Genomic DNA, 18,961 nt, shown 5'->3' on the forward strand with positions numbered 1-18,961 from the left:
ACGCTAGTCTTTAAATGCTTCTTTCTTTTCATTTAAGAATTTTGCACTAATTTTCTTCCCATCATTAATAGGAAATGGTTTCTGAAGAAGCGGTTTTTCATATTCATCCATTAAACTTCCTTTTAGCACATAGTCTTCCAAATCTTTTCGGGTTACTTCTCCATTAATATATTTGTCAATCATAAGGCTAGCAATTCGTCCTGCCCAACGACCTCCCCAGTATCCGTTTTCTACAAAAACCGCAATAGCGATTTTAGGATTTTCTTTAGGTGCAAAAGCGATAAAAGTTGAATGGTCTGTAAGCTGGACTCGCTTTCCGTCAATCTTCGTATAATTTTCGGCGGTTCCTGTTTTTCCACAGATCTCAATCCCCGGAATTTTTAAATGAGCTGCCGTTCCGTAATTAAATACATCATTCATCCCGTCGACAATAACATCAAAATGTTCTCTATCTATGGTGGTAATGTGTTTTTCTTCATAAATACTCGGAATGGTATCCGAATCCTCAATTTTCTTGATAACGTGTGGTCTGTACCACCAACCACGGTTTGCTATGGTAGCAGTAAAATTTGCCATCTGCATAGGAGTGAGGTTTACTTCACCTTGCCCAATAGCATTTGAGATAGTTGCAGTGGCGTACCATTTGTATTTCGGATAATTGTAATACCTGTTGTAGTAATCTGAGTCTGGAATCAATCCCGGTCGACCACTAGGAAGATCATAACCCATAAACTCTCCTAGTCCAAAACTACTTAAATGTTTGTTCCAATTATCGATCCCTAATTGAGGTGTATCAAATTTTTCAATAGATCGACGATATACCGTACAGAAATATGCATTACAGGAATTCGCAATCCCTCCTTCCATTGCCAAAGGTGTCGCGTGGCTATGACAGCCTAATTTTACACCTCTTCCATACACATAACCATGATTACAGTATATTCTTTCTTTAGTATCAATAACACCTTCCTGAAGACCAATGAGACCTGTTAGTGTCTTAAATGGGGATCCAGGAGGATACTCACCTTGCAGACCACGATCAAAAAGTGGCTTTGCGATGGTGTCGTAAAATAATCTAGTGAAATTACTGGAGCGCTCTCGGCCTACCAGTAGTTCTGGATCATAGTAGGGAGCTGTAACCAATGCTAAAATTTCTCCGGTTTCAGGTTCTATAGCAACGATGCCGCCTCTCTTATTTACAAATAATTCTTCTCCGTATTTTTGAAGTGCTGCATCAATTGTTAACGTAATATCTTTTCCACGTTCAGGCAGGGTGTCAAAAATACCCTCCTTGTACGAACCTATATCACGGTTAAAACGATCTTTTTGAATATACTTTACGCCCTTCACACCCCGAAGCACCTCTTCGTATTGTGCCTCCACTCCCTGCATCCCAATAATTTCACCCATTTGGTAGTAAGGGTTTTTGTCTAAAATGCGTTCATCCACTTCTCGTATGTATCCTAATACATTTGCTGAATGAGCTACCTGATAGTCACGTAGCGATCTTTTCTGAATGTAGAAACCATCATATTTAAACATTTTTTCAGAAAGGTAAGCATACTCTTCTTTTGTTAACTGCGGAATGATAGGCGAAGGAAGCCTAGGAGAATAGACACGGGCTTTTTTAAGTCGGATAGTTAATTCTTCTTTTGAAAGCTTCAGAAGTTTACTGAATTCTAAAGTATCTAGTTCTTTTACTTCTCTCGGAATTACCATTACATCGTAAGAAGGCTGGTTACTAACCAAAAGGTCTCCATTCCGGTCAAAAATATAGCCTCTTTGCGGATAATCATAGATGGTTTTTACGGCATTATTTTCAGAAAGTTGCTGAAATGATGTATCATACACCTGTAAATAGAATAGTCTGCCAGCGAATACAACGCCAGTAACTAAAACCAATCCAAGGAGTAAAAATTTTCTCATAACGATCTAAACCTATCTAATTTTTTCTGCTGAAAAGCATTAATGTACATAAGATCAATACTATGCTAAAGATACCTGAAAATAACGTAGATTTCAGCAAAATTAATATATGCGAGAAGCTAAATATTTCTAAAGAAAACAAAACAATATGATGGAGAAAAACCATCATACTAATATATACTAGGCGTTCACTTAATGGAGTTTTATTTAACTTCACCATATTATACTCATAACTTACGCCAAAAGCAAATTTTAAAAATAATGGTCGTACATAGGCAATTAAAACAGATGCAGCTGCATGTACCCCACCAGAGTCACTAAAGATGTCCACAAAAAGTCCTAAAAGAAAACTTAGAAATATAAGTAAAGCTTTATTTCCACTTAAAGGAAAAATGAGGATAAACACAATGTAGAGGTAGGGATTGATATATCCTAAAAAATTGATCTTATTAAGTAATAAGACCTGCAGAAATAACAATGCAAAGAATCGTACTAGGTTTATAAAAATTTCTTTATTCTGCATCGTCTTCGGCTACGGTTTCTTCAAGTTGCTGTATCTCTACCTTATCGGTGTTTTCAATGATGTAGACATTTTTAAGATTCGTCATGTCATTGAACAGCGCTACATTAATCAAGTAGCTATCGTCTTCTTTTAAGGTGTAATCTTTAACGGTGCCAATTAACACACCCTTTGGGAAAATAGTAGATTTTCCTCCGGTAGTAATGGTATCTCCAATTTGAACAGGAGCCAATCTGGGTATCTGTATAAGTTGCGCTACATTTGGATTTTTAGTGTCCCATTCTAGAAATCCAAAATGTTCTGTTTTTTTTAGTTTGGCGTTTATAGAGCTATTAGTATTTAGTATCGATTGGATGGTCGCATAGTTTTTGGAAACACTGTTTACTACGCCAATAATTCCTTTGGAAGTAATCACGCCCATGTCTAATTTGACACTGTCCTTACTCCCTTTCTTTACTGTAATATTATTTTTTGTTTTTGAATAGTTATTGTTGATTACTTTGGCAGCGACATATCGATATTGTGAGGTAACCTCAGATTCTTCCAGTGAGTCAATCTCTTTTTGGTTGAGGGTAATCTGAAGCAATTTCCGAAGACGAAGATTCTCTTCCAAAAGTTTTTCATTTTCAGTTTTAAGTCCAAAATAACCTGAAATATTATCTGTAAATGAATAAACACCACCCGTAACGTAATTGGACGAACTTACAAATTTGCTTTTATGAAAGGAGTGTGAACGTACTGTTAATACTAAGGCAATACAAAAAAGGAGTAAAAAAAACAGGAAATTCTTATTCCGAATAAAGAAAAATATAATCTGTCGCACGCCTTCTTTCTTTTAAGCCTTATTTGATCAATACGCTTTTGTATTTATTGATGTTTTTTAAACAAATTCCTGTACCTCTAACAACTGCTCTTAAAGGGTCTTCGGCAATATAAACTGGAAGATCTGTTTTTAAAGATAATCGTTTGTCTAGTCCGCGTAACATAGAGCCACCACCAGCTAGATAAATTCCGGTATTGTAGATATCTGCGGCTAATTCTGGCGGAGTTTGAGAAAGCGTTTCCATTACGGCATCTTCAATACGAAGGATAGACTTGTCCAACGCTTTTGCAATTTCCCGATAGGAAGTTTCTACTTGTTTAGGTTTTCCTGTAAGTAGGTCACGTCCTTGTACTGCCATTTCATCTGGTGGAAGTTCAAGGTCTTCGGTCGCAGCACCTATCTGAATTTTAATTTTTTCAGCAGTACGCTCACCTACATACAAGTTGTGCTGGGTACGCATGTAATACACAATATCATTTGTAAAAACGTCTCCTGCGATCTTAACAGACTTATCACATACAATTCCACCTAATGCGATTACAGCAATTTCAGTAGTACCACCACCAATATCCACTACCATATTTCCTTTAGGTTGCATGATATCTACGCCAATACCAATCGCTGCTGCCATGGGCTCATGAATAAGATATACCTCTTTCCCGTTGACACGTTCGGCACTTTCTTTTACAGCGCGCATTTCTACTTCTGTAATCCCACTAGGAATACAAATAACCATACGTAGCGAAGGAGCGATCCATTTGTTTTTTAATGCGGGAATATCTTTGATAAACATGTTTATCATTTTTTCACTGGCATCAAAATCTGCAATAACCCCATCTTTTAATGGGCGAATTGTCTTAATATTTTCATGGGTTTTACCTTGCATCATGGCAGCTTCGCGACCTACAGCAATGATTTTGCCAGTAGTACGATCTCTTGCCACAATAGAAGGAGCGTCTACAACAACTTTGTCATTATGGATGATCAAAGTGTTTGCAGTCCCTAAATCGATGGCTATTTCTTCTGTGAGGAAATCAAAAAATCCCATAATTTATTTTGGTGGTATTATAATTAAACGTAGAGCACAGTGGCTTCCTACAAATGTACTATTTTTTAGTGTTTAAAATGCCTAGTACCTGTAAATACCATGGCTAAATTATTTTCATTGCAATAATCGATACTTAACTGATCTTTAATCGATCCGCCAGGTTGAATAACAGCTTTAATTCCAGCATTATCTGCAATCTCTACACAGTCTGGAAACGGAAAAAATGCATCACTTGCCATCACGGCTCCGTCTAAATCAAATTTAAAGCTGGTAGCTTTCTCAATTGCTTGTCGTAATGCATCCACTCTGGAGGTTTGTCCGGTGCCACTAGCACACAATTGTCTGCCTTTTGCCAAAACGATAGTATTTGATTTGGTATGCTTACAAATTTTTGATGCAAACAACAGGTCTTCTAACTCTGAAGCTGTAGGTTTATTGTTGGTTGCGTAGCTTAATTCTGAAAGGGAATCAGTTTTATGATCTTTTTCTTGAACAAGTACTCCATTTAAGCAAGTTCTTACTGTGCTGTCTGGAAGCTTTGCTTCTTTCTGAACAAGTAAAATCCTGTTCTTTTTTCCTTTTAAAACTTGGAGGGCTGTTTCAGAAAAGGAGGGAGCAATAACCACCTCACAGAACAATTTGTGTATTTCTTCTGCGGTAGCTTGGTCTATTTCAGTATTACAAATTAGAATACCACCAAAAGCCGAAACTGGATCGCCAGCCAACGCTGCATGGTAAGCTTCAAGTACAGAATCTCTTTGGGCAATTCCGCAGGCATTGTTATGTTTAAGGATGGCGAATGTAGGTGCTTCACCTGTAAATTCTCCCATTAAATTCACAGCGGCGTCGACATCTAAAAGATTGTTATAGCTTACTTCTTTGCCATGTAATTTATCAAACATTGCGTCAAAGTTTCCGAAGAAAAACCCTTTTTGGTGCGGATTTTCACCATATCGTAAGACCTTACAATTAGTTTCACTAACTTTTAAAGCTGCAATGCTATGATCGTGATTAAAATAGTTAAAAATCGCTGTATCGTAATGTGAAGAAACATTGAATGATCTAGCTGCAAATTTTTTGCGATCTTCAATCGTAGTTTCGCCATTTTTTTCTGAAAGTAAATCCAATACTTCTCCATAATCTTCCATCGAAGAAACACACAATGTGTCTTTAAAATTTTTAGCAGCAGCTCGTATCAATGAAATTCCTCCAATGTCAATTTTCTCAATAATATCCTGTTCTTCAGCGCCTGAAGCTACTGTTTTTTCAAACGGATACAAATCAACAATAACCAAATCCAACTGCGGAATGTTAAACTGTCCCATTTCGTGTACATCACTCTCATTATCTTGGCGGTTTAATATGCCGCCAAAAACCTTAGGATGTAATGTCTTTACACGACCTCCCAAAATAGATGGATAATCGGTTACATCTTCTACAGGAATTACCCTAATGCCAAGGTCGTTAATGAATTTTTCAGTCCCGCCAGTGGAATAAATAGTGACGCCTAATGCATCTAATTTTTGTACAATAGGAGCCAATCCATCCTTATGGAATACGGATATTAATGCTGCCTGAATCTTTTTTGAGTTGCTCATGGTTGAAAATTAAAGTGCAAAAATACATATTTGACCCTTAAATTTGTAACATAATAAAGCACGATGCGTCATACTTGTCATATGTTTATGAACATTGTAAACCAAAGTTGTCAAAACAAAAATTGATTCAACTAAAACCAATCTATGCTAATCTATTTACGCGTACTAAAGGAAAGTTTTAATTTTGCTGTAAATGCATTAAAAAACAACAAGCTCCGTACATTTCTATCCTTAGTAGGAGTGACTATTGGTATTTTTTCCATCATTGCAGTACTTGCTGCTGTAGATAGTTTAAAAAAAGAAATTGAAGGGAGTATTAGCGGACTCGACAACAGCACGATTATTATCATGCGTTTTAGTTTTGGGCCTACCGAAATTCCACGTTGGAAGTGGCAGCAATTTCCAGATGTAAGTTATGAAGAATACCAGTACATAAAGAAAACAATGCCCAATTTAGAGGCCGCTTCTTTTTCGTTAAATGTTCCACAAGACAATATTAAATACGAAGATAAGTCGGTTTCAAATGTAGAGGTTGCTTCTATTACCCACGAGTATTACGATATCGAAGCATTAAAAATTCAGGAAGGGCGCTTTTTTAATGAATCTGAATCTAATAGCGGAACTCCCGTTATAGTTTTGGGAGACGAAATTGCAAAAAATTTATTTGGACAACCTGCACAAGCAATGGGGAAAAGAGTGCGTCTCTACGGAAGAAAATTTACCGTGGTGGGTGTTCTTGAAAAAGAAGGGCAGGGGCTTTTTGGAGGCTCAAAGGATACTGCAGTATTGATTCCTGTTAATATGGCTCGAAGAATATTTGGAGATAACAACAAAGGGACTTTTCCGCAGATTATTATTAAACCTGAAAAAGGGGTTGATAATGCCGAGTTTATTGCGACTTTAAAACAAAAAATGCGCTTGTCACGAGGTCTCAAGCCAGATGAAACGGATACATTTTTTGTCAATCAGTTAAAAGGACTAACCGATTTTATTGACGACATCACAGGTCAGATGAATGTTATTGGGTTGGTTATTAGCGGATTTTCGTTGTTGGTTGGAGGTTTTGGGATTGCCAATATTATGTTTGTGAGTGTAAAAGAGCGAACTAATTTGATTGGTATTCAAAAATCACTAGGGGCTAAAAATAGATTTATATTGCTTCAGTTTTTATTTGAAGCTGTTATTCTCGCTGTGATTGGAGGATTAATAGGATTGGTACTTGTATTTTTTGTGTCGTTGCTCGCATCACAATTTACAGGCGATTTTGAGTTTGTACTCTCGCCAAAAAATATGTTTATAGGGACAGCTATTAGTGCCGCTATCGGTTTAATATCTGGTATCTTACCAGCAATTTCGGCTTCAAAACTAGACCCGGTTGAAGCGATTCGAACAGGAATGTAAGAGTTGTTAACCGTAACATGAAAAGCTGAAGCTGTTTCAGATGTTATATCAAAAGGGAATTAGTTTAGAGGTGCTAAAATTATTTCAGCATGACTTTTACTCTATTTAGAGTATTGCTGCGACCTGCTCGTTGACCCACTCCAGAAAACGTTCGTCTTCTTCAGAAAAAGGATCAGCCGTATGAGAATCGATATCTATCTGACCAATATTTTTTCCGTCTTTAAATAACGGGATGACAATCTCTGCCTTTACATAGATGCTGCAGGCAATATAATTTGTTTGCGCTTTTACATCGGCAACAACAAAGTTTTTATTGCTTTCGGCTACTTGTCCGCAAATCCCTTTACCAAATGGAATCACGGTATGGTCTGTAGGTTCTCCAGCAAATGCTTTAAGATGCAATGTTCTTTCAGCTTCATTCGCAAAATAAAATCCAACCCAGTCGTAATATCCAATAGAAGTTTGTAACAACTCACATACTTCAGTCATTCGTTGTTCTGCTGTCTCTCTATCGTTAGCTAGTATGGTCGTAACTCTGGGTTTTAATTTATCAAATGGCATAGGGTATATTTTTAAACAAAAGTATTTTAAAACCTTGTAATCGTTACAAAATCAAATCCTGTATTTTTGTTAAAAGTCTTAATTCTCTTTTTTGAAAGAACTCTTTAATAAATACAAGTCTGTACTTCGCTTTGTCGCTATTTTTATTGGAGGCTATTTTCTGTTGTCTATTGCATACGGGTTCTATTTAGATCTTTCAAAAGAAGGTGTTTACTCCCCCGATTTAATTACGCATCTGGTTGCAAAACAAAGTGGAGCATTACTTCAGGGGTTGGGTTATGACGGTGGGGTTAAAGCAATTGCTACAGAACCCGCTATGGTATTATATCTTAATGATACGATTGTGGCTAGGGTAGTTGAAGGTTGTAATGCCGTTAGTATTATTATCTTATTTATTGCTTTTGTTGTATCCTTTTATCAGAAATTTAAAAAGACTTTTTTGTTCATTTTGGCAGGGACTGTATTGATATATAGTGTCAACATAATTCGAATTGCTCTTTTAACAATTGCTCTGTATTCCTATCCAGAATACGAACATATATTGCATGGTGTCTTGTTTCCAGCTATTATCTACGGAATGGTTTTCCTGCTTTGGATTATCTGGGTTCGAATTTTAAAGCCAACTCAAGATGTTTAATGTGAAAAAATTACTTCCAGTAGCTGGCTTATTCTTACTTCTTATAGTTATAAGAATGTATGAAGAAGTGTTGTTTTATGATCCGTTGATTGATTTTTTTAAATCTGAATATGCAACAAAAGCATTACCCGCGTTTGATTTACTGAAACTACTTGGTTTTACAGTACTTCGGTTTTTATTAAATACGTTAATTTCGCTATTAATTATTTGGGTATTATTTCAGAAAAAAGAAATTATAAAACTTTCGGGAGTTCTCTATTTGGTTTTATTTGTTGTTTTGATGCTAGCATTCTATGTGAGTTTGCAAATTTCAGAAGCAGGAAATTATATGCTATTATTCTACATCCGAAGGTTTCTAATTCAACCCTTATTTCTTCTAATATTAGTGCCAGCTTTTTATTTTCAGCTTAAAAAATAGGAGCAAAATCTGTATCTTTACACTTTTAGAAATTCAAATTTTCAACACATGAAAACCTATAAAATTCTTTGTCTTTGTACTTTGTTTGTTGCACTAGTGGCCTGTAAAGAAGATAAAAAAACAACGCCAGAAGTAAAAACGGTAGAGACGAAGCAGGTTGCTGCAACGCATACTTCCGAAGCCATTACGGCAGATTTTAACGATGAAAAACTCAAAGATGTTTTTACTCAGTATGTAGCTTTAAAAACAGCTTTTGTAAATACAGATGCCGCTCAGGCAAGTAAAGAGGCTTCCAATTTGATGACCGCATTTGCCAATATTGGAGTCGAAGATGTTGCCCTTCAAGCAGCTCAAAATATCGTAGAAAGTAATGATGTAGAAGTACAACGCAGTGCTTTTGTCATTGTAACCACCGAAGTTGAAAAAATGTTAGAAGGTGCTATCGCAGAGGGAGTCATTTATAAACAATATTGCCCAATGGCGTTTGATAATACGGGTGCGTTCTGGTTAAGTGAGAGTAAAGAAATTCGGAATCCGTATTTTGGTGATAAAATGCTCAAATGCGGTCGTGTTGCCTCTGAGATCAAATAATTAACATTTTTTTTACGCACTTGGCGTACTTTTTGAATAATTTTGTGACGTGAAACAATTCATTTCCATACTACTATCAATTTTTCTCTTAGCGAGTAGCAGTGGCGTTGCCTATGCGCAACACTATTGTGGTGAGTATAAGATGATAGAAAAATTGACTTTAGGGGAAGAGCATCTTTCTTGTGGTATGGTTCTAGCAGATACAAGCTGCGGAGATGAACATGCCGAAGATCACGATTGTTGTGATAATGAATATACGCAAGTTTCTACCGACGATAACTTTGCAAAAGCCCATTTTGATATCAATTTTGATAGTCCTTTTGTAGCTGCATTTGTTTCGGTTTTTGTACTAAACGTTTCGTTGACAGAAGATGCTTCAGTAACTAGTTACACAGACTATAATCCCCCTCCACTCATAAAGGATATTCCCGTACTTTATGAAACTTTTTTAATTTGATTCATACCTGCGAAAGCAGCTATCTCTGAATAGTAGCTTGATGCGTCAAGCAACATTTTCAATTTTCAAATTAAAATTAATTCAATGAAATTATATCAATTATTAGTTGTGGTTTTCATGCTTTTTATTGCTAAAACTACAATCGCCCAAGGACCTCCTATTACAAGTGATAAGCCCATTATGTTGGGAGGCAATACCTTTATTTTTAAAACCCTTACCGAAATAAGAAATACCAACGAAGGAACGTTTGTTAATGCTCCCTTAATGACTCACTATCTTCCCAGTGCCAATACATTGGTTGCTGTACACCTGCCATATGTAAATTATAATTTTACAGACGAATCGGGTAGAGGAAGTGGAAGTACATTAGGCGATGTCAATATTCTCGGAAAGTATCAATTCTATCGTAAAGATGGTACTGGTAAGACCTTTAGAATGGTAGCAAAAACATTACAAACGCTACCTACAGGTGAGGATCTTGATATTGAAGGAATGAGTACTGGTAATTATTCTGGGTATTACGGAGTTGTCGCCGGTTACGAATCTTTAAAATTAGGAGTTTCCAACGAGATTGGATATCAGTGGGTTCCTGATGGGACTTTAGATATGTTCGTTTACAAACTCGGTTTTGGACTCCCATTATTAAAACCTACCTATCCGGTAAATCAACTAAATTTATATTTTGAATACACCAGTGAATGGGTACATGAGCGAGATGAATATGTATTAAAATATGCTCAAGGGATACAATATGCAAAGGGGAAATGGACTTGGGAAGCAGCCTTGCAATTGCCTTTGGTTCAGGATGCTTCAAACGTAGATAAATTTAATTATGCAGTGTTTTTAGGAACACGATTTATATTATAAACTTTAAAACAAATAAAAATGAAAAATTCAATAATAATAACAATGTTAATAGCGCTTTTCAGTATTACTGGAATGAACGCTCAAATGGATACGTATGAAATTCAAGTAGATGGTCTTGGTTGCCCTTTTTGTGCGTATGGTTTAGAAAAACGATTCAAAGAATTTAAAGGAATCAAAAAAGTAAAGATCGAGATCGAAGGAGGTGACTTCTCATTCGAATATCCAAGTGATAAAGCCTTGAGTATAGAAGATGTGGAAGCAAAAGTAGAAAAGGCAGGATATACACCTATAACCACTAAAATTACCAGAGCAGATGGTTCGGTTGAAACTTCGGGAACTTCGAATGCCATAGCAATGGATCCCTCCAAAATGAAGAATGATGAACTATACATTTTTGGAAACTGTGGTATGTGTGAAGCACGTATCGTGAAAACAGCAAAAGGAGTTACTGGCGTAGGAGCTGCTTCTTGGGATAAAGACACTAAGATGCTAAAAATATCCTACGATCCTGCGACAACTTCTGTAAAGGAAGTGGAAAAAGCAGTTGTAGCCGTAGGTCATGATTCTAAAAACATGAAAACTGCTGCAAGCACTTACGATGGATTGCCAGGCTGCTGCCAGTACGAACGAGTAAATCAATAAATTTTAAAATAAGAATAGCTTCGGCGATACAGTCGAAGCTATTCTTTAACAAATATAAAGATGAAATATACCATACTTTTTATAGCAACTACGCTCATGCTTTTTTCTTGTAAAGAGGAACCTAAAAGCTGGCAACATTCAAAAACAATTTTAGTAGAAGGTGTAAATCCCATTGGGATTGCTCATACCCCAAATGGGATTTGGTTAAGTGATGGAGATCATAATCGTGTCGTTAGGATTGACGAAAATGGAAATGTAGAGGAGAGCATTGATTCGCTAGATCGTCCCATGCATATATCTTCAGATGGCTATGAAATTTCAATTCCGCAGTATGGAAATGATGTGATTTTACGATGGAAAGAAAATATCGTAAAAGAAATGGCTATTGAAGACAGTCTGGACGCCCCAGCTGGCATATGGAGAACTGGAGAGGAAACGGCTATTGCCGATTTTTATAACAACCGGATCCTATATTCAAAAGATAATCTGGAGTGGATTTCCTTCGGAAAGGAAGGAAAGGCAGAAGGGGACTTTTATTATCCAACCGATGTACAAATTACAAAGGATGCTATCTGGGTAGCCGATGCCTACAATAACAGAGTTCAGGTATTTGATAAATCTGGAAACTTTCAGAAAGTAATAGGAGTAGACCAGAAAATGAATGCCGCTACTGGTATTTTTGTTTCTGAAACAGCACTCTTTGTAACCGACTTTGAAAATGATAGAGTTTTGGTATTTGATCATGAAGGAACTCTTTTGCAGGAAATCAAAGAGCATATCGCTAAGCCTACCGATCTAATTTTGATCGACAGCAAATTATATGTGGCCAACTATCGTACCAGTGAACTAAATGTTTTTGAATGGAAAACAGGAGCAGCTATGAATGAAGAAGCTCATTCGCATGAGGATCATGAGCATTAATATGTAGAATATTAATAAAACACCTATGAATTCTTTCTTACGACAATGGGGAGAAGCTGCTTATACATCCATCGGATTCTTCTGGATGGCACTTTGGGCATTTATACTTGGCTATATTATAAGTAGCATGATACAAGTTTTTATAACCGAAAAAACCATGCAGGAAACCATGGGTAAAAATGAAGGGAAAGGTGTTTTGTTGGGTGCCTTTTTTGGGTTTATAAGTAGTTCGTGCAGTTTTGCAGCACTTGCTTCCACAAAATCATTATTTAAAAAAGGAGCTAATTTTGTTTCTTCCATGGCATTTTTATTAGCTTCTACAAACCTTGTTGTTGAGCTGGGAATTATTATTTCTATTTTTCTGGGATGGCAGTTTGTTGTGGGAGAATATGTGGGCGGAGTTCTATTAATTTTAATCACATGGCTACTAATTCGAATCATAAACCCTAAAAAATTAATAGAAAAGGCGCGCAAAAATCTGAAAGATGAGGACAAGGAAACAATGGATTCAGATCGTTCTTGGAAAAAGAAAATTACTTCAGAAAAAGGATGGGCTAAGGTTGCCAAGCAATACAAAATGGAATGGGGTATGGTCTGGAAAGACGTAACCGTTGGATTTACCATCGCAGGGATTGTTGCAGCTTTTGTTCCCGATAGTTTTTTTAGGACCCTGTTTATTAATAGTGGTCAGGGAAGTACCCAATTTTCTTTTCTTGAAGTTTTAGAGCATGTGTTGGTAGGGCCTGTTGCCGCATTTATGACCTTTATAGGTTCTATGGGTAACATTCCTCTGGCTGCCATTTTATTTGGTAAAGGAGTTAGTTTTGCTGGAGTGATGGCATTTATTTTTAGCGATCTAGTCGTGTTTCCGGTTTTACGCATCAATGCGCGTTACTATGGATGGAAAATGTCATTGTTTATACTTTTTCTTTTGTTCACTTCCCTAGTAGGAGCTTCGCTTTTATTACATTATGGTCTTGATTTTTTTAGTATGCTGCCAGAAGCTTCTCAGGTAAATATTATGGATACTGAATTTTTTACCATTAACTATGGATTTTATCTAAATGTATTATTCTTACTATTGTCAGGGTATTTAGTATATCTTGGATTCGTAAAAAAGAAGGAAGTAAAGCACCATATGGGTGCTATGGCTCCCAAAAGTCCCTGGCTTGAGAAACTAATGAAATATGCTGCTTTCGTCTGCTATATATGGCTTGCAGGTGGCATTACGATTAAATATCTTTTATGAAACATACATATAATGTTACAGGAATGACCTGTACTAATTGCATAGCGTCAGTAGAGAGTGCTTTAAATGCAGTTGATGCTGTCCAAAACGCTATTGTAGATCTGGATAAAGGGGAGGTAACTATTACGATGACTTCTCATATCTCTGCGGAAACATTGAAGAAAGCATTACCCGAAAAATACACACTTTCAGAAAAGAAAGAGCAGAACGTGTTTAAAAGTTCAAAAGCTTCAGAAGGGAAGTCAAAGATCAAGCAATTATTTCCGTTATTTTTAATTTTTGCATATTTGGTCGCTGCGACTATTTTGTTACATAATGAAGACAGAAATGTTGCTGAAGCCATGCTCGATTTTATGGGGCTTTTTTATTTTGTTTTCAGCTTTTTTAAATTTCTCGATCTAAAAGGCTTTGCTGCTAGTTTTCAAATGTACGACCCATTGGCAAGTCAATTTTCGCTCTACGGAATCATCTATCCTTTTATCGAATTAGGATTGGGGATTATGTTATTGGCTCGATTTGAAGTAGAAATAGCACTGGCATTAACTATTATTTTTCTTGGATTAACCACCGTCGGAGTTGTGAAGACCTTGTTGAGCAAAAAGAAGATTCAATGTGCTTGTTTAGGAACGACATTAAACCTTCCAATGACTGAAGCTACCTTTATCGAAAACGCCATTATGATTGGAATGGCATTGTTAATGATACTTGGAATTTTTTAGAAGATTTTTTAGTTAAATTATAGCTAAAGGAGTATCACGTATTTATTTTCGTCATACATTTATACTGTTTTAAATAAACAATATATAGTTATGGCAATAAAGTCAAACAGCAAGCCTCAACCAAAAAAAGCACCAGCGAAAGCTCCTGCTAAGAAGGCTCCACAGACTACTCCTAAGAAGAAGTAATTTGTGTTTTGGGACAGGTTTATTATCGAAATAAACCTTCTGAAGTAGCATCTTTAAAAATGCTACTTACGTAAATTGGAAGAATCCAAATGAGAAAACCACCAAAGAACAGGTGGTTTTCTTATTTTTACACTATGATACGTAAGCCTAGAATTTTATTATACATTATCACAGTAGTTGTTTTAATTGCAGCCATTATCTGGGAATACTATATGCAACAATGGTTGTCATATCAGCCACAAGGAGGAGAGGCAGTAGTTAGAACCGATTTATTTGTGATTTGGCCTGTAGTTTTAACTCTTGTTGCTGTTTCTGGCTTCAAATTATTTGTTGAGAATCGTAAATAATTGTTTAGCTGGGGGTTGATAGCTGGGAGTAAAAAAAGCAAAAGCCTTCGTTTCTAACGAAGGCTTTATAATTTATAACTGAATTACTTTAATAGGTGTCAATGGTGATTTGCCATTACATCATGCCTGGCATTCCGCCGCCGCCCATAGGAGGCATTGCAGGCGTATCTTCTTTGATGTCTACCAATGCACATTCGGTCGTTAAGATCATTCCAGCCACAGAAGCTGCATTCTCTAATGCAATTCTAGTTACTTTTTTAGGATCGATAATTCCGGTTTTTAGCATATCAACATAGGTTTCAGATTTTGCGTCGTACCCAAAGTTTTTCTTTCCTTCCTGTACTTTATTGATCACCACAGATCCTTCACCCCCTGCATTTTCTACGATGGTTCTTAATGGAGCTTCAATTGCTTTGGACACAATCTGTATTCCGGTGGTTTCATCCATAGTGTCTGATGTTAGCTTTTCAAGTACTTTTTGAGCTCTTACAAAGGCCACGCCACCACCAGCAACAATACCTTCTTCTACCGCAGCACGGGTTGCATGTAATGCATCATCTACACGATCTTTCTTTTCTTTCATTTCAACTTCACTAGCAGCTCCCACATACAAAACTGCAACACCTCCAGCTAATTTCGCCAGACGTTCCTGTAGTTTTTCCTTGTCATAATCACTTGTCGTAGATTCAATCTGTGCTTTGATCTGTCCCACTCGAGTTTTAATGTTGTTTTTATCACCAGCACCATTTACAATAGTAGTGTTGTCCTTATCGATGGTTACTGTTTCTGCAGTACCTAACATATCAACTGTTGCATTTTCAAGAGTAAATCCTCTCTCTTCAGAAATAACAGTACCACCCGTTAAGATCGCAATATCTTCTAACATTGCTTTTCTTCGGTCACCAAATCCTGGTGCTTTTACCGCAGCAATTTTTAAAGATCCACGAAGTTTATTAACCACCAAAGTAGCTAGTGCTTCTCCGTCAACATCTTCTGCAATAATTAAAAGCGACTTTCCTTGTTGCGCTACAGGCTCCAGGATAGGCATTAAATCTTTCATAGAAGAAATCTTTTTGTCATATAGCATGATCATTGGATTCTCCAGTTCAGTTTGCATTTTTTCACTGTCTGTAACGAAGTATGGAGATAAATATCCTCTGTCAAACTGCATTCCTTCTACCACATCTACATACGTATCTGTTCCTTTGGCTTCTTCAACAGTAATCACACCCTCTTTTCCTACTTTTCCAAAAGCTTTAGCAATTAGATCACCAATTTGCTCATCATTATTTGCAGAAATAGACGCAACTTGTTTTATCTTATCTGAAGAATTTCCAACCTTAGTAGATTGTTTCTCTAGATCTTTGACAATCGCCTCCACGGCTTTATCAATGCCTCTTTTTAAATCCATAGGATTTGCACCTGCAGCAACATTCTTTAAGCCTTCTTTTACGATTGCCTGTGCTAATACAGTCGCTGTTGTGGTTCCATCACCAGCAAGGTCATTGGTTTTGCTAGCAACCTCTTTTACCATTTGAGCACCCATGTTTTCCAGCGCATCTTCCAGTTCGATCTCTTTTGCTACCGAAACTCCATCTTTAGTTACTTGTGGTGCTCCAAAACTTTTACTAATAATTACATTTCGTCCCTTAGGCCCTAAGGTTACTTTTACTGCGTTTGCCAATGCGTCTACACCACGCTTGATCGCGTCACGTGCTTCTACATCAAATTTTATATCTTTTGCCATAATTTTTTCTTTGTGCAAAAAGCTATAGGTTCTATGCCTTATGCTTTAAGCGGTTATTTTAATTTTCTAAAATTATTTATATGATTGCGAGTATATCATCTTCCCGCATGATGAGGTAATCTTTACCTTCATACTTTAATTCGCTTCCAGAATACTTTCCGTAGAGAACAGTGTCACCTACTTTCACAGTCATTTTGTGGTCTTTTTTGCCATTTCCAACCGAGGCTACTTTGCCTTGTTGGGGTTTCTCTTTTGCAGAGTCGGGAACATATAGTCCAGAAGCAGTTTTGGTCTCTGCTGGCTGAGGTTCTACTAGTACTCTGTCTGACAATAATTGAATCTTTAAAGCCATACTATTATTAATTTTTAAGTTCCGTAAAAACGGAATATCGGTTAAACGTTTGTTTTTAATTTCTGAAGTATAGTAGGCAGAAAGTATGCCAGTGCTATATAACTGACAAATTGAAACAAAAAATGCCAGCTTGTGACAAGCTGGCATTTTAAATTTTTTTTCTTAGAGTGATTACTCTCCGCCTTCTACCGAATTATCTGTAGAAACATTATTGTCTGCTGGAGGGATTGCATTTTCAATACTATCACCTTCAAAAAGATCATCGCCTGTAGCAGTATTTCCCATAATTGGAATATTACTCGCTAAAATCAATACCAAAAGCACAGTTGCTAACGTCCAAGTACTTTTGTCAAGGAAATCGGTTGTCTTTTTAACACCTCCTAATTGCTGGGTTCCTCCACCACCGAACGAAGATGACAATCCGCCACCTTTTGGATTTTGTACCATGATTACTACTACCAGCAAAAATGCTACGAAAATGATTAAAACTATAAAGATTGTAAACGTGCTCATTATTCTTCTGTATTTGTCAATTTTTTTATTGCCCGAATTTGGTCTGCAAAGAAACCACTTTTTTCGGGATTTTTCAAAATTAAAATTTTATAGGCAGTAATTGCCTTTTCAAACTTCTTTTGTTGGACATACACCTTCGCTAAAGTCTCTGTCATCAAGGAGTCTGAAGTTTGTGTGTAAGGCTCCGACAGGTCAATTTTTTTTGTTTCTGAAGATTTTTTCTGAAAAGAATCTCGTGGCGGACTAATTTTTGACCCGCTTTCAATAAACTTTTCAATGATATGAAACTTCTCTTCTCTTGCCGAAGGGGTATTTTCTTCTTCGGAAAATGCTTCGGTTTTTTCTGCTCTTTCAATAGGTGTTGCTTTGCTTAACTGAAGCCACTCACTAAACGAATGCGTATCTGTTTTTTTAAATTCTAAAGGTTTGTGTAGAGCCAACGTTTCTTCGGGAGAAGTTTCAGTAGGTGTTACCATTTCATGAACCGATGCTACTTTTCTTTCAAATAGTTTCGGATTTAAAATCGATTCTGCTTTTTTCAATTCGGCTTTTATCTGGTTGTCTACCTCCAAGCTTACCTGCTCCGAAATATTTTCAGAAATAACAGTTAACTCATTTACAGAAGCATCATGTTGCAAAATTGCCTGCGAAATTTGGTGCTGTGCAAAGTTTTCCGAAGTGATATATTCAAAAAGAATATTACGATCGGTAGTGTGTGCTGCCGTTACTTTTAAAGCATCATTGTATAAAAAACTTTGTTGCTTTTTCAAAGCTTTTAATTGTAGGGCGCGTGCACTTTGAAAGTAGGGATATTTTACTACAATTTCAGACAATGCTTGTAGCTCTTCCTGTAATAAAGGTTGTGATTTTGAAAGCAGATATGTATATTTTTCTGTATTCACAGTAGCTACCAGTTTGCGAGAGATTTGTTGAAAATATCCTGAGTAATTCGTTCAAAAATAACAGCGATGGCGCTGTCAAGACTGGAGCCTGTTAGTTGCTGAGCTGCCGGATAATCAAAATAGAAGGAGAAGCTTTGTTCAAAATCCTTTTCCGAATCTGTATTATTAAAAAATCGAACTGCAATAGCAATGGTGAGTCTGTTTTGGGCAGCCGTATTGTTGGAAGTTGCAGTGATTGGTGAAATATAATACTGCGTAATTTCACCTTCATAAACAAGGTCACCAGAGTTGGTTACTAGGTCTAAACTCGTCTGATTTACAATAAGGTCCTGTAAATTCTGCGTGAAGTCCCGTGCAATCCCCGGTTCTACGATGGGCGCATTATTCTCAAATAAATTGACCTGAAACGTCTTTGCTGTTCCTATATCGGCTCCTGTAAAGGAATAAAATTTACATCCCTGTAATGTTACCATAAGTAATAAAAGGATAGCAATAAGTTTTAGATTTTTCAAGACTTTTTTCAGGAATTTATATAG

The 18,961-nt window shown here is 36.7% G+C and carries 22 protein-coding genes; 11 read left to right on the forward strand and 11 right to left on the reverse strand.

Going from position 1 to position 18,961, the window contains the following annotated elements; translation table 11 throughout:
* Positions 1-3: 3 nt before the first annotated feature.
* The 5 genes from mrdA to purH all read right to left on the reverse strand — a co-directional run bounded on the left by mrdA (position 4) and on the right by purH (position 5,915).
* On the reverse strand, positions 4-1,926 hold the full coding sequence (mrdA, locus tag ACFQO1_RS03020; protein ID WP_380216493.1) for a penicillin-binding protein 2: 1,923 nt from the start codon (positions 1,924-1,926) through the stop codon (positions 4-6).
* Between the two features lie 16 nt (positions 1,927-1,942).
* Positions 1,943-2,449 (reverse strand): rod shape-determining protein MreD, encoded by a 507-nt coding sequence (locus ACFQO1_RS03025; protein WP_380216494.1) that lies wholly within the window; start codon positions 2,447-2,449, stop codon positions 1,943-1,945.
* On the reverse strand, positions 2,439-3,269 hold the full coding sequence (gene mreC / locus ACFQO1_RS03030) for a rod shape-determining protein MreC (protein ID WP_380216495.1): 831 nt from the start codon (positions 3,267-3,269) through the stop codon (positions 2,439-2,441). The genes ACFQO1_RS03025 and mreC overlap by 11 nt, the downstream gene beginning before the upstream one ends.
* Before the next feature lie 19 nt (positions 3,270-3,288).
* Entirely contained in the window at positions 3,289-4,317 is a 1,029-nt protein-coding gene (locus ACFQO1_RS03035) for a rod shape-determining protein (RefSeq protein ID WP_380216496.1), read from the reverse strand.
* Between the two features lie 65 nt (positions 4,318-4,382).
* Positions 4,383-5,915: a bifunctional phosphoribosylaminoimidazolecarboxamide formyltransferase/IMP cyclohydrolase gene (gene purH, locus ACFQO1_RS03040; protein WP_380216497.1), complete on the reverse strand. Its 1,533-nt coding sequence runs from the start codon at positions 5,913-5,915 to the stop codon at positions 4,383-4,385.
* Positions 5,916-6,059: 144 nt separating this feature from the next.
* Between purH and ACFQO1_RS03045 the strand changes: the two genes are divergently transcribed.
* The gene (locus ACFQO1_RS03045; protein ID WP_380216498.1) at positions 6,060-7,316 is read left to right on the forward strand and encodes an ABC transporter permease; all 1,257 of its coding nucleotides are present in this window, start codon (positions 6,060-6,062) and stop codon (positions 7,314-7,316) included.
* Positions 7,317-7,421: 105 nt separating this feature from the next.
* On the opposite strand, the gene ACFQO1_RS03050 is transcribed toward ACFQO1_RS03045, so the two are convergent.
* Positions 7,422-7,877 (reverse strand): GAF domain-containing protein, encoded by a 456-nt coding sequence (locus ACFQO1_RS03050; RefSeq protein WP_380216499.1) that lies wholly within the window; start codon positions 7,875-7,877, stop codon positions 7,422-7,424.
* 91 nt (positions 7,878-7,968) lie between these two features.
* On the opposite strand from ACFQO1_RS03050, the gene xrtF reads away from it, so the two are divergent.
* From xrtF to ACFQO1_RS03100, 10 genes are all read left to right on the forward strand, one after another.
* Positions 7,969-8,514 (forward strand): exosortase family protein XrtF, encoded by a 546-nt coding sequence (xrtF, locus tag ACFQO1_RS03055; RefSeq protein ID WP_380216500.1) that lies wholly within the window; start codon positions 7,969-7,971, stop codon positions 8,512-8,514.
* Positions 8,507-8,932 carry an exosortase F system-associated membrane protein gene (locus ACFQO1_RS03060; protein ID WP_417448710.1) on the forward strand — a complete coding sequence of 142 codons (426 nt, stop codon included), beginning with the start codon at positions 8,507-8,509 and terminating at the stop codon, positions 8,930-8,932. The genes xrtF and ACFQO1_RS03060 overlap by 8 nt, the downstream gene beginning before the upstream one ends.
* 48 nt (positions 8,933-8,980) lie before the next feature.
* Positions 8,981-9,523: a DUF3347 domain-containing protein gene (locus tag ACFQO1_RS03065; RefSeq protein WP_380216502.1), complete on the forward strand. Its 543-nt coding sequence runs from the start codon at positions 8,981-8,983 to the stop codon at positions 9,521-9,523.
* 49 nt (positions 9,524-9,572) lie between these two features.
* Positions 9,573-9,980 carry an HYC_CC_PP family protein gene (locus ACFQO1_RS03070; RefSeq protein WP_380216503.1) on the forward strand — a complete coding sequence of 136 codons (408 nt, stop codon included), beginning with the start codon at positions 9,573-9,575 and terminating at the stop codon, positions 9,978-9,980.
* An 84-nt stretch (positions 9,981-10,064) separates the two neighbouring features.
* Positions 10,065-10,847 (forward strand): hypothetical protein, encoded by a 783-nt coding sequence (locus tag ACFQO1_RS03075; RefSeq protein ID WP_380216504.1) that lies wholly within the window; start codon positions 10,065-10,067, stop codon positions 10,845-10,847.
* 18 nt (positions 10,848-10,865) lie between these two features.
* Entirely contained in the window at positions 10,866-11,489 is a 624-nt protein-coding gene (locus ACFQO1_RS03080) for a heavy-metal-associated domain-containing protein (protein ID WP_380216505.1), read from the forward strand.
* A 60-nt stretch (positions 11,490-11,549) separates the two neighbouring features.
* Positions 11,550-12,410 (forward strand): NHL repeat-containing protein, encoded by an 861-nt coding sequence (locus ACFQO1_RS03085; protein WP_380216506.1) that lies wholly within the window; start codon positions 11,550-11,552, stop codon positions 12,408-12,410.
* Positions 12,411-12,435: 25 nt separating this feature from the next.
* On the forward strand, positions 12,436-13,659 hold the full coding sequence (locus ACFQO1_RS03090; protein ID WP_380216507.1) for a permease: 1,224 nt from the start codon (positions 12,436-12,438) through the stop codon (positions 13,657-13,659).
* Entirely contained in the window at positions 13,656-14,378 is a 723-nt protein-coding gene (locus tag ACFQO1_RS03095) for a heavy-metal-associated domain-containing protein (RefSeq protein WP_380216508.1), read from the forward strand. The genes ACFQO1_RS03090 and ACFQO1_RS03095 overlap by 4 nt, the downstream gene beginning before the upstream one ends.
* 275 nt (positions 14,379-14,653) lie before the next feature.
* Entirely contained in the window at positions 14,654-14,911 is a 258-nt protein-coding gene (locus ACFQO1_RS03100; protein ID WP_380216509.1) for a hypothetical protein, read from the forward strand.
* Positions 14,912-15,026: 115 nt separating this feature from the next.
* Here the strand turns inward: ACFQO1_RS03100 and groL are convergent, their stop codons facing one another.
* The 5 genes from groL to ACFQO1_RS03125 all read right to left on the reverse strand — a co-directional run bounded on the left by groL (position 15,027) and on the right by ACFQO1_RS03125 (position 18,937).
* On the reverse strand, positions 15,027-16,658 hold the full coding sequence (groL, locus tag ACFQO1_RS03105) for a chaperonin GroEL (protein ID WP_380216510.1): 1,632 nt from the start codon (positions 16,656-16,658) through the stop codon (positions 15,027-15,029).
* 76 nt (positions 16,659-16,734) lie between these two features.
* A complete protein-coding gene (locus tag ACFQO1_RS03110; RefSeq protein ID WP_380216800.1) occupies positions 16,735-17,010 on the reverse strand; it encodes a co-chaperone GroES in 276 nt (91 codons plus the stop codon).
* Between the two features lie 171 nt (positions 17,011-17,181).
* Positions 17,182-17,523, reverse strand: coding sequence for a preprotein translocase subunit SecG (gene secG / locus ACFQO1_RS03115; protein ID WP_380216511.1), 342 nt, complete (start codon positions 17,521-17,523; stop codon positions 17,182-17,184).
* Positions 17,523-18,425, reverse strand: a complete 903-nt coding sequence (locus tag ACFQO1_RS03120; RefSeq protein ID WP_380216512.1) for a hypothetical protein — start codon at positions 18,423-18,425, stop codon at positions 17,523-17,525. Before ACFQO1_RS03120 ends, secG begins: the two co-directional genes overlap by 1 nt.
* Positions 18,426-18,430: 5 nt before the next feature.
* Positions 18,431-18,937 (reverse strand): LptE family protein, encoded by a 507-nt coding sequence (locus tag ACFQO1_RS03125; RefSeq protein WP_380216513.1) that lies wholly within the window; start codon positions 18,935-18,937, stop codon positions 18,431-18,433.
* Positions 18,938-18,961: the final 24 nt, after the last annotated feature.

Origin of the sequence: Jejudonia soesokkakensis, from assembly GCF_042664795.1 — a bacterium.
GTDB classification, from domain to species: Bacteria; Bacteroidota; Bacteroidia; order Flavobacteriales; family Flavobacteriaceae; genus Jejudonia; species Jejudonia soesokkakensis.

Bases quoted from the DNA above. Each gene is read 5' to 3' on its own strand.
- mrdA (WP_380216493.1), bottom strand. From the start codon at position 1,926: ATGAGAAAATTTTTACTCCTTGGATTGGTTTTAGTTACTGGCGTTGTA.
- ACFQO1_RS03025 (WP_380216494.1), bottom strand. From the start codon at position 2,449: ATGCAGAATAAAGAAATTTTTATAAACCTAGTACGATTCTTTGCATTG.
- ACFQO1_RS03035 (WP_380216496.1), bottom strand. From the start codon at position 4,317: ATGGGATTTTTTGATTTCCTCACAGAAGAAATAGCCATCGATTTAGGG.
- purH (WP_380216497.1), bottom strand. From the start codon at position 5,915: ATGAGCAACTCAAAAAAGATTCAGGCAGCATTAATATCCGTATTCCAT.
- ACFQO1_RS03045 (WP_380216498.1), top strand. From the start codon at position 6,060: ATGCTAATCTATTTACGCGTACTAAAGGAAAGTTTTAATTTTGCTGTA.
- ACFQO1_RS03050 (WP_380216499.1), bottom strand. From the start codon at position 7,877: ATGCCATTTGATAAATTAAAACCCAGAGTTACGACCATACTAGCTAAC.
- ACFQO1_RS03060 (WP_417448710.1), top strand. From the start codon at position 8,507: ATGTTTAATGTGAAAAAATTACTTCCAGTAGCTGGCTTATTCTTACTT.
- ACFQO1_RS03065 (WP_380216502.1), top strand. From the start codon at position 8,981: ATGAAAACCTATAAAATTCTTTGTCTTTGTACTTTGTTTGTTGCACTA.
- ACFQO1_RS03075 (WP_380216504.1), top strand. From the start codon at position 10,065: ATGAAATTATATCAATTATTAGTTGTGGTTTTCATGCTTTTTATTGCT.
- ACFQO1_RS03080 (WP_380216505.1), top strand. From the start codon at position 10,866: ATGAAAAATTCAATAATAATAACAATGTTAATAGCGCTTTTCAGTATT.
- ACFQO1_RS03085 (WP_380216506.1), top strand. From the start codon at position 11,550: ATGAAATATACCATACTTTTTATAGCAACTACGCTCATGCTTTTTTCT.
- ACFQO1_RS03090 (WP_380216507.1), top strand. From the start codon at position 12,436: ATGAATTCTTTCTTACGACAATGGGGAGAAGCTGCTTATACATCCATC.
- ACFQO1_RS03095 (WP_380216508.1), top strand. From the start codon at position 13,656: ATGAAACATACATATAATGTTACAGGAATGACCTGTACTAATTGCATA.
- ACFQO1_RS03100 (WP_380216509.1), top strand. From the start codon at position 14,654: ATGAGAAAACCACCAAAGAACAGGTGGTTTTCTTATTTTTACACTATG.
- groL (WP_380216510.1), bottom strand. From the start codon at position 16,658: ATGGCAAAAGATATAAAATTTGATGTAGAAGCACGTGACGCGATCAAG.
- ACFQO1_RS03110 (WP_380216800.1), bottom strand. From the start codon at position 17,010: ATGGCTTTAAAGATTCAATTATTGTCAGACAGAGTACTAGTAGAACCT.
- secG (WP_380216511.1), bottom strand. From the start codon at position 17,523: ATGAGCACGTTTACAATCTTTATAGTTTTAATCATTTTCGTAGCATTT.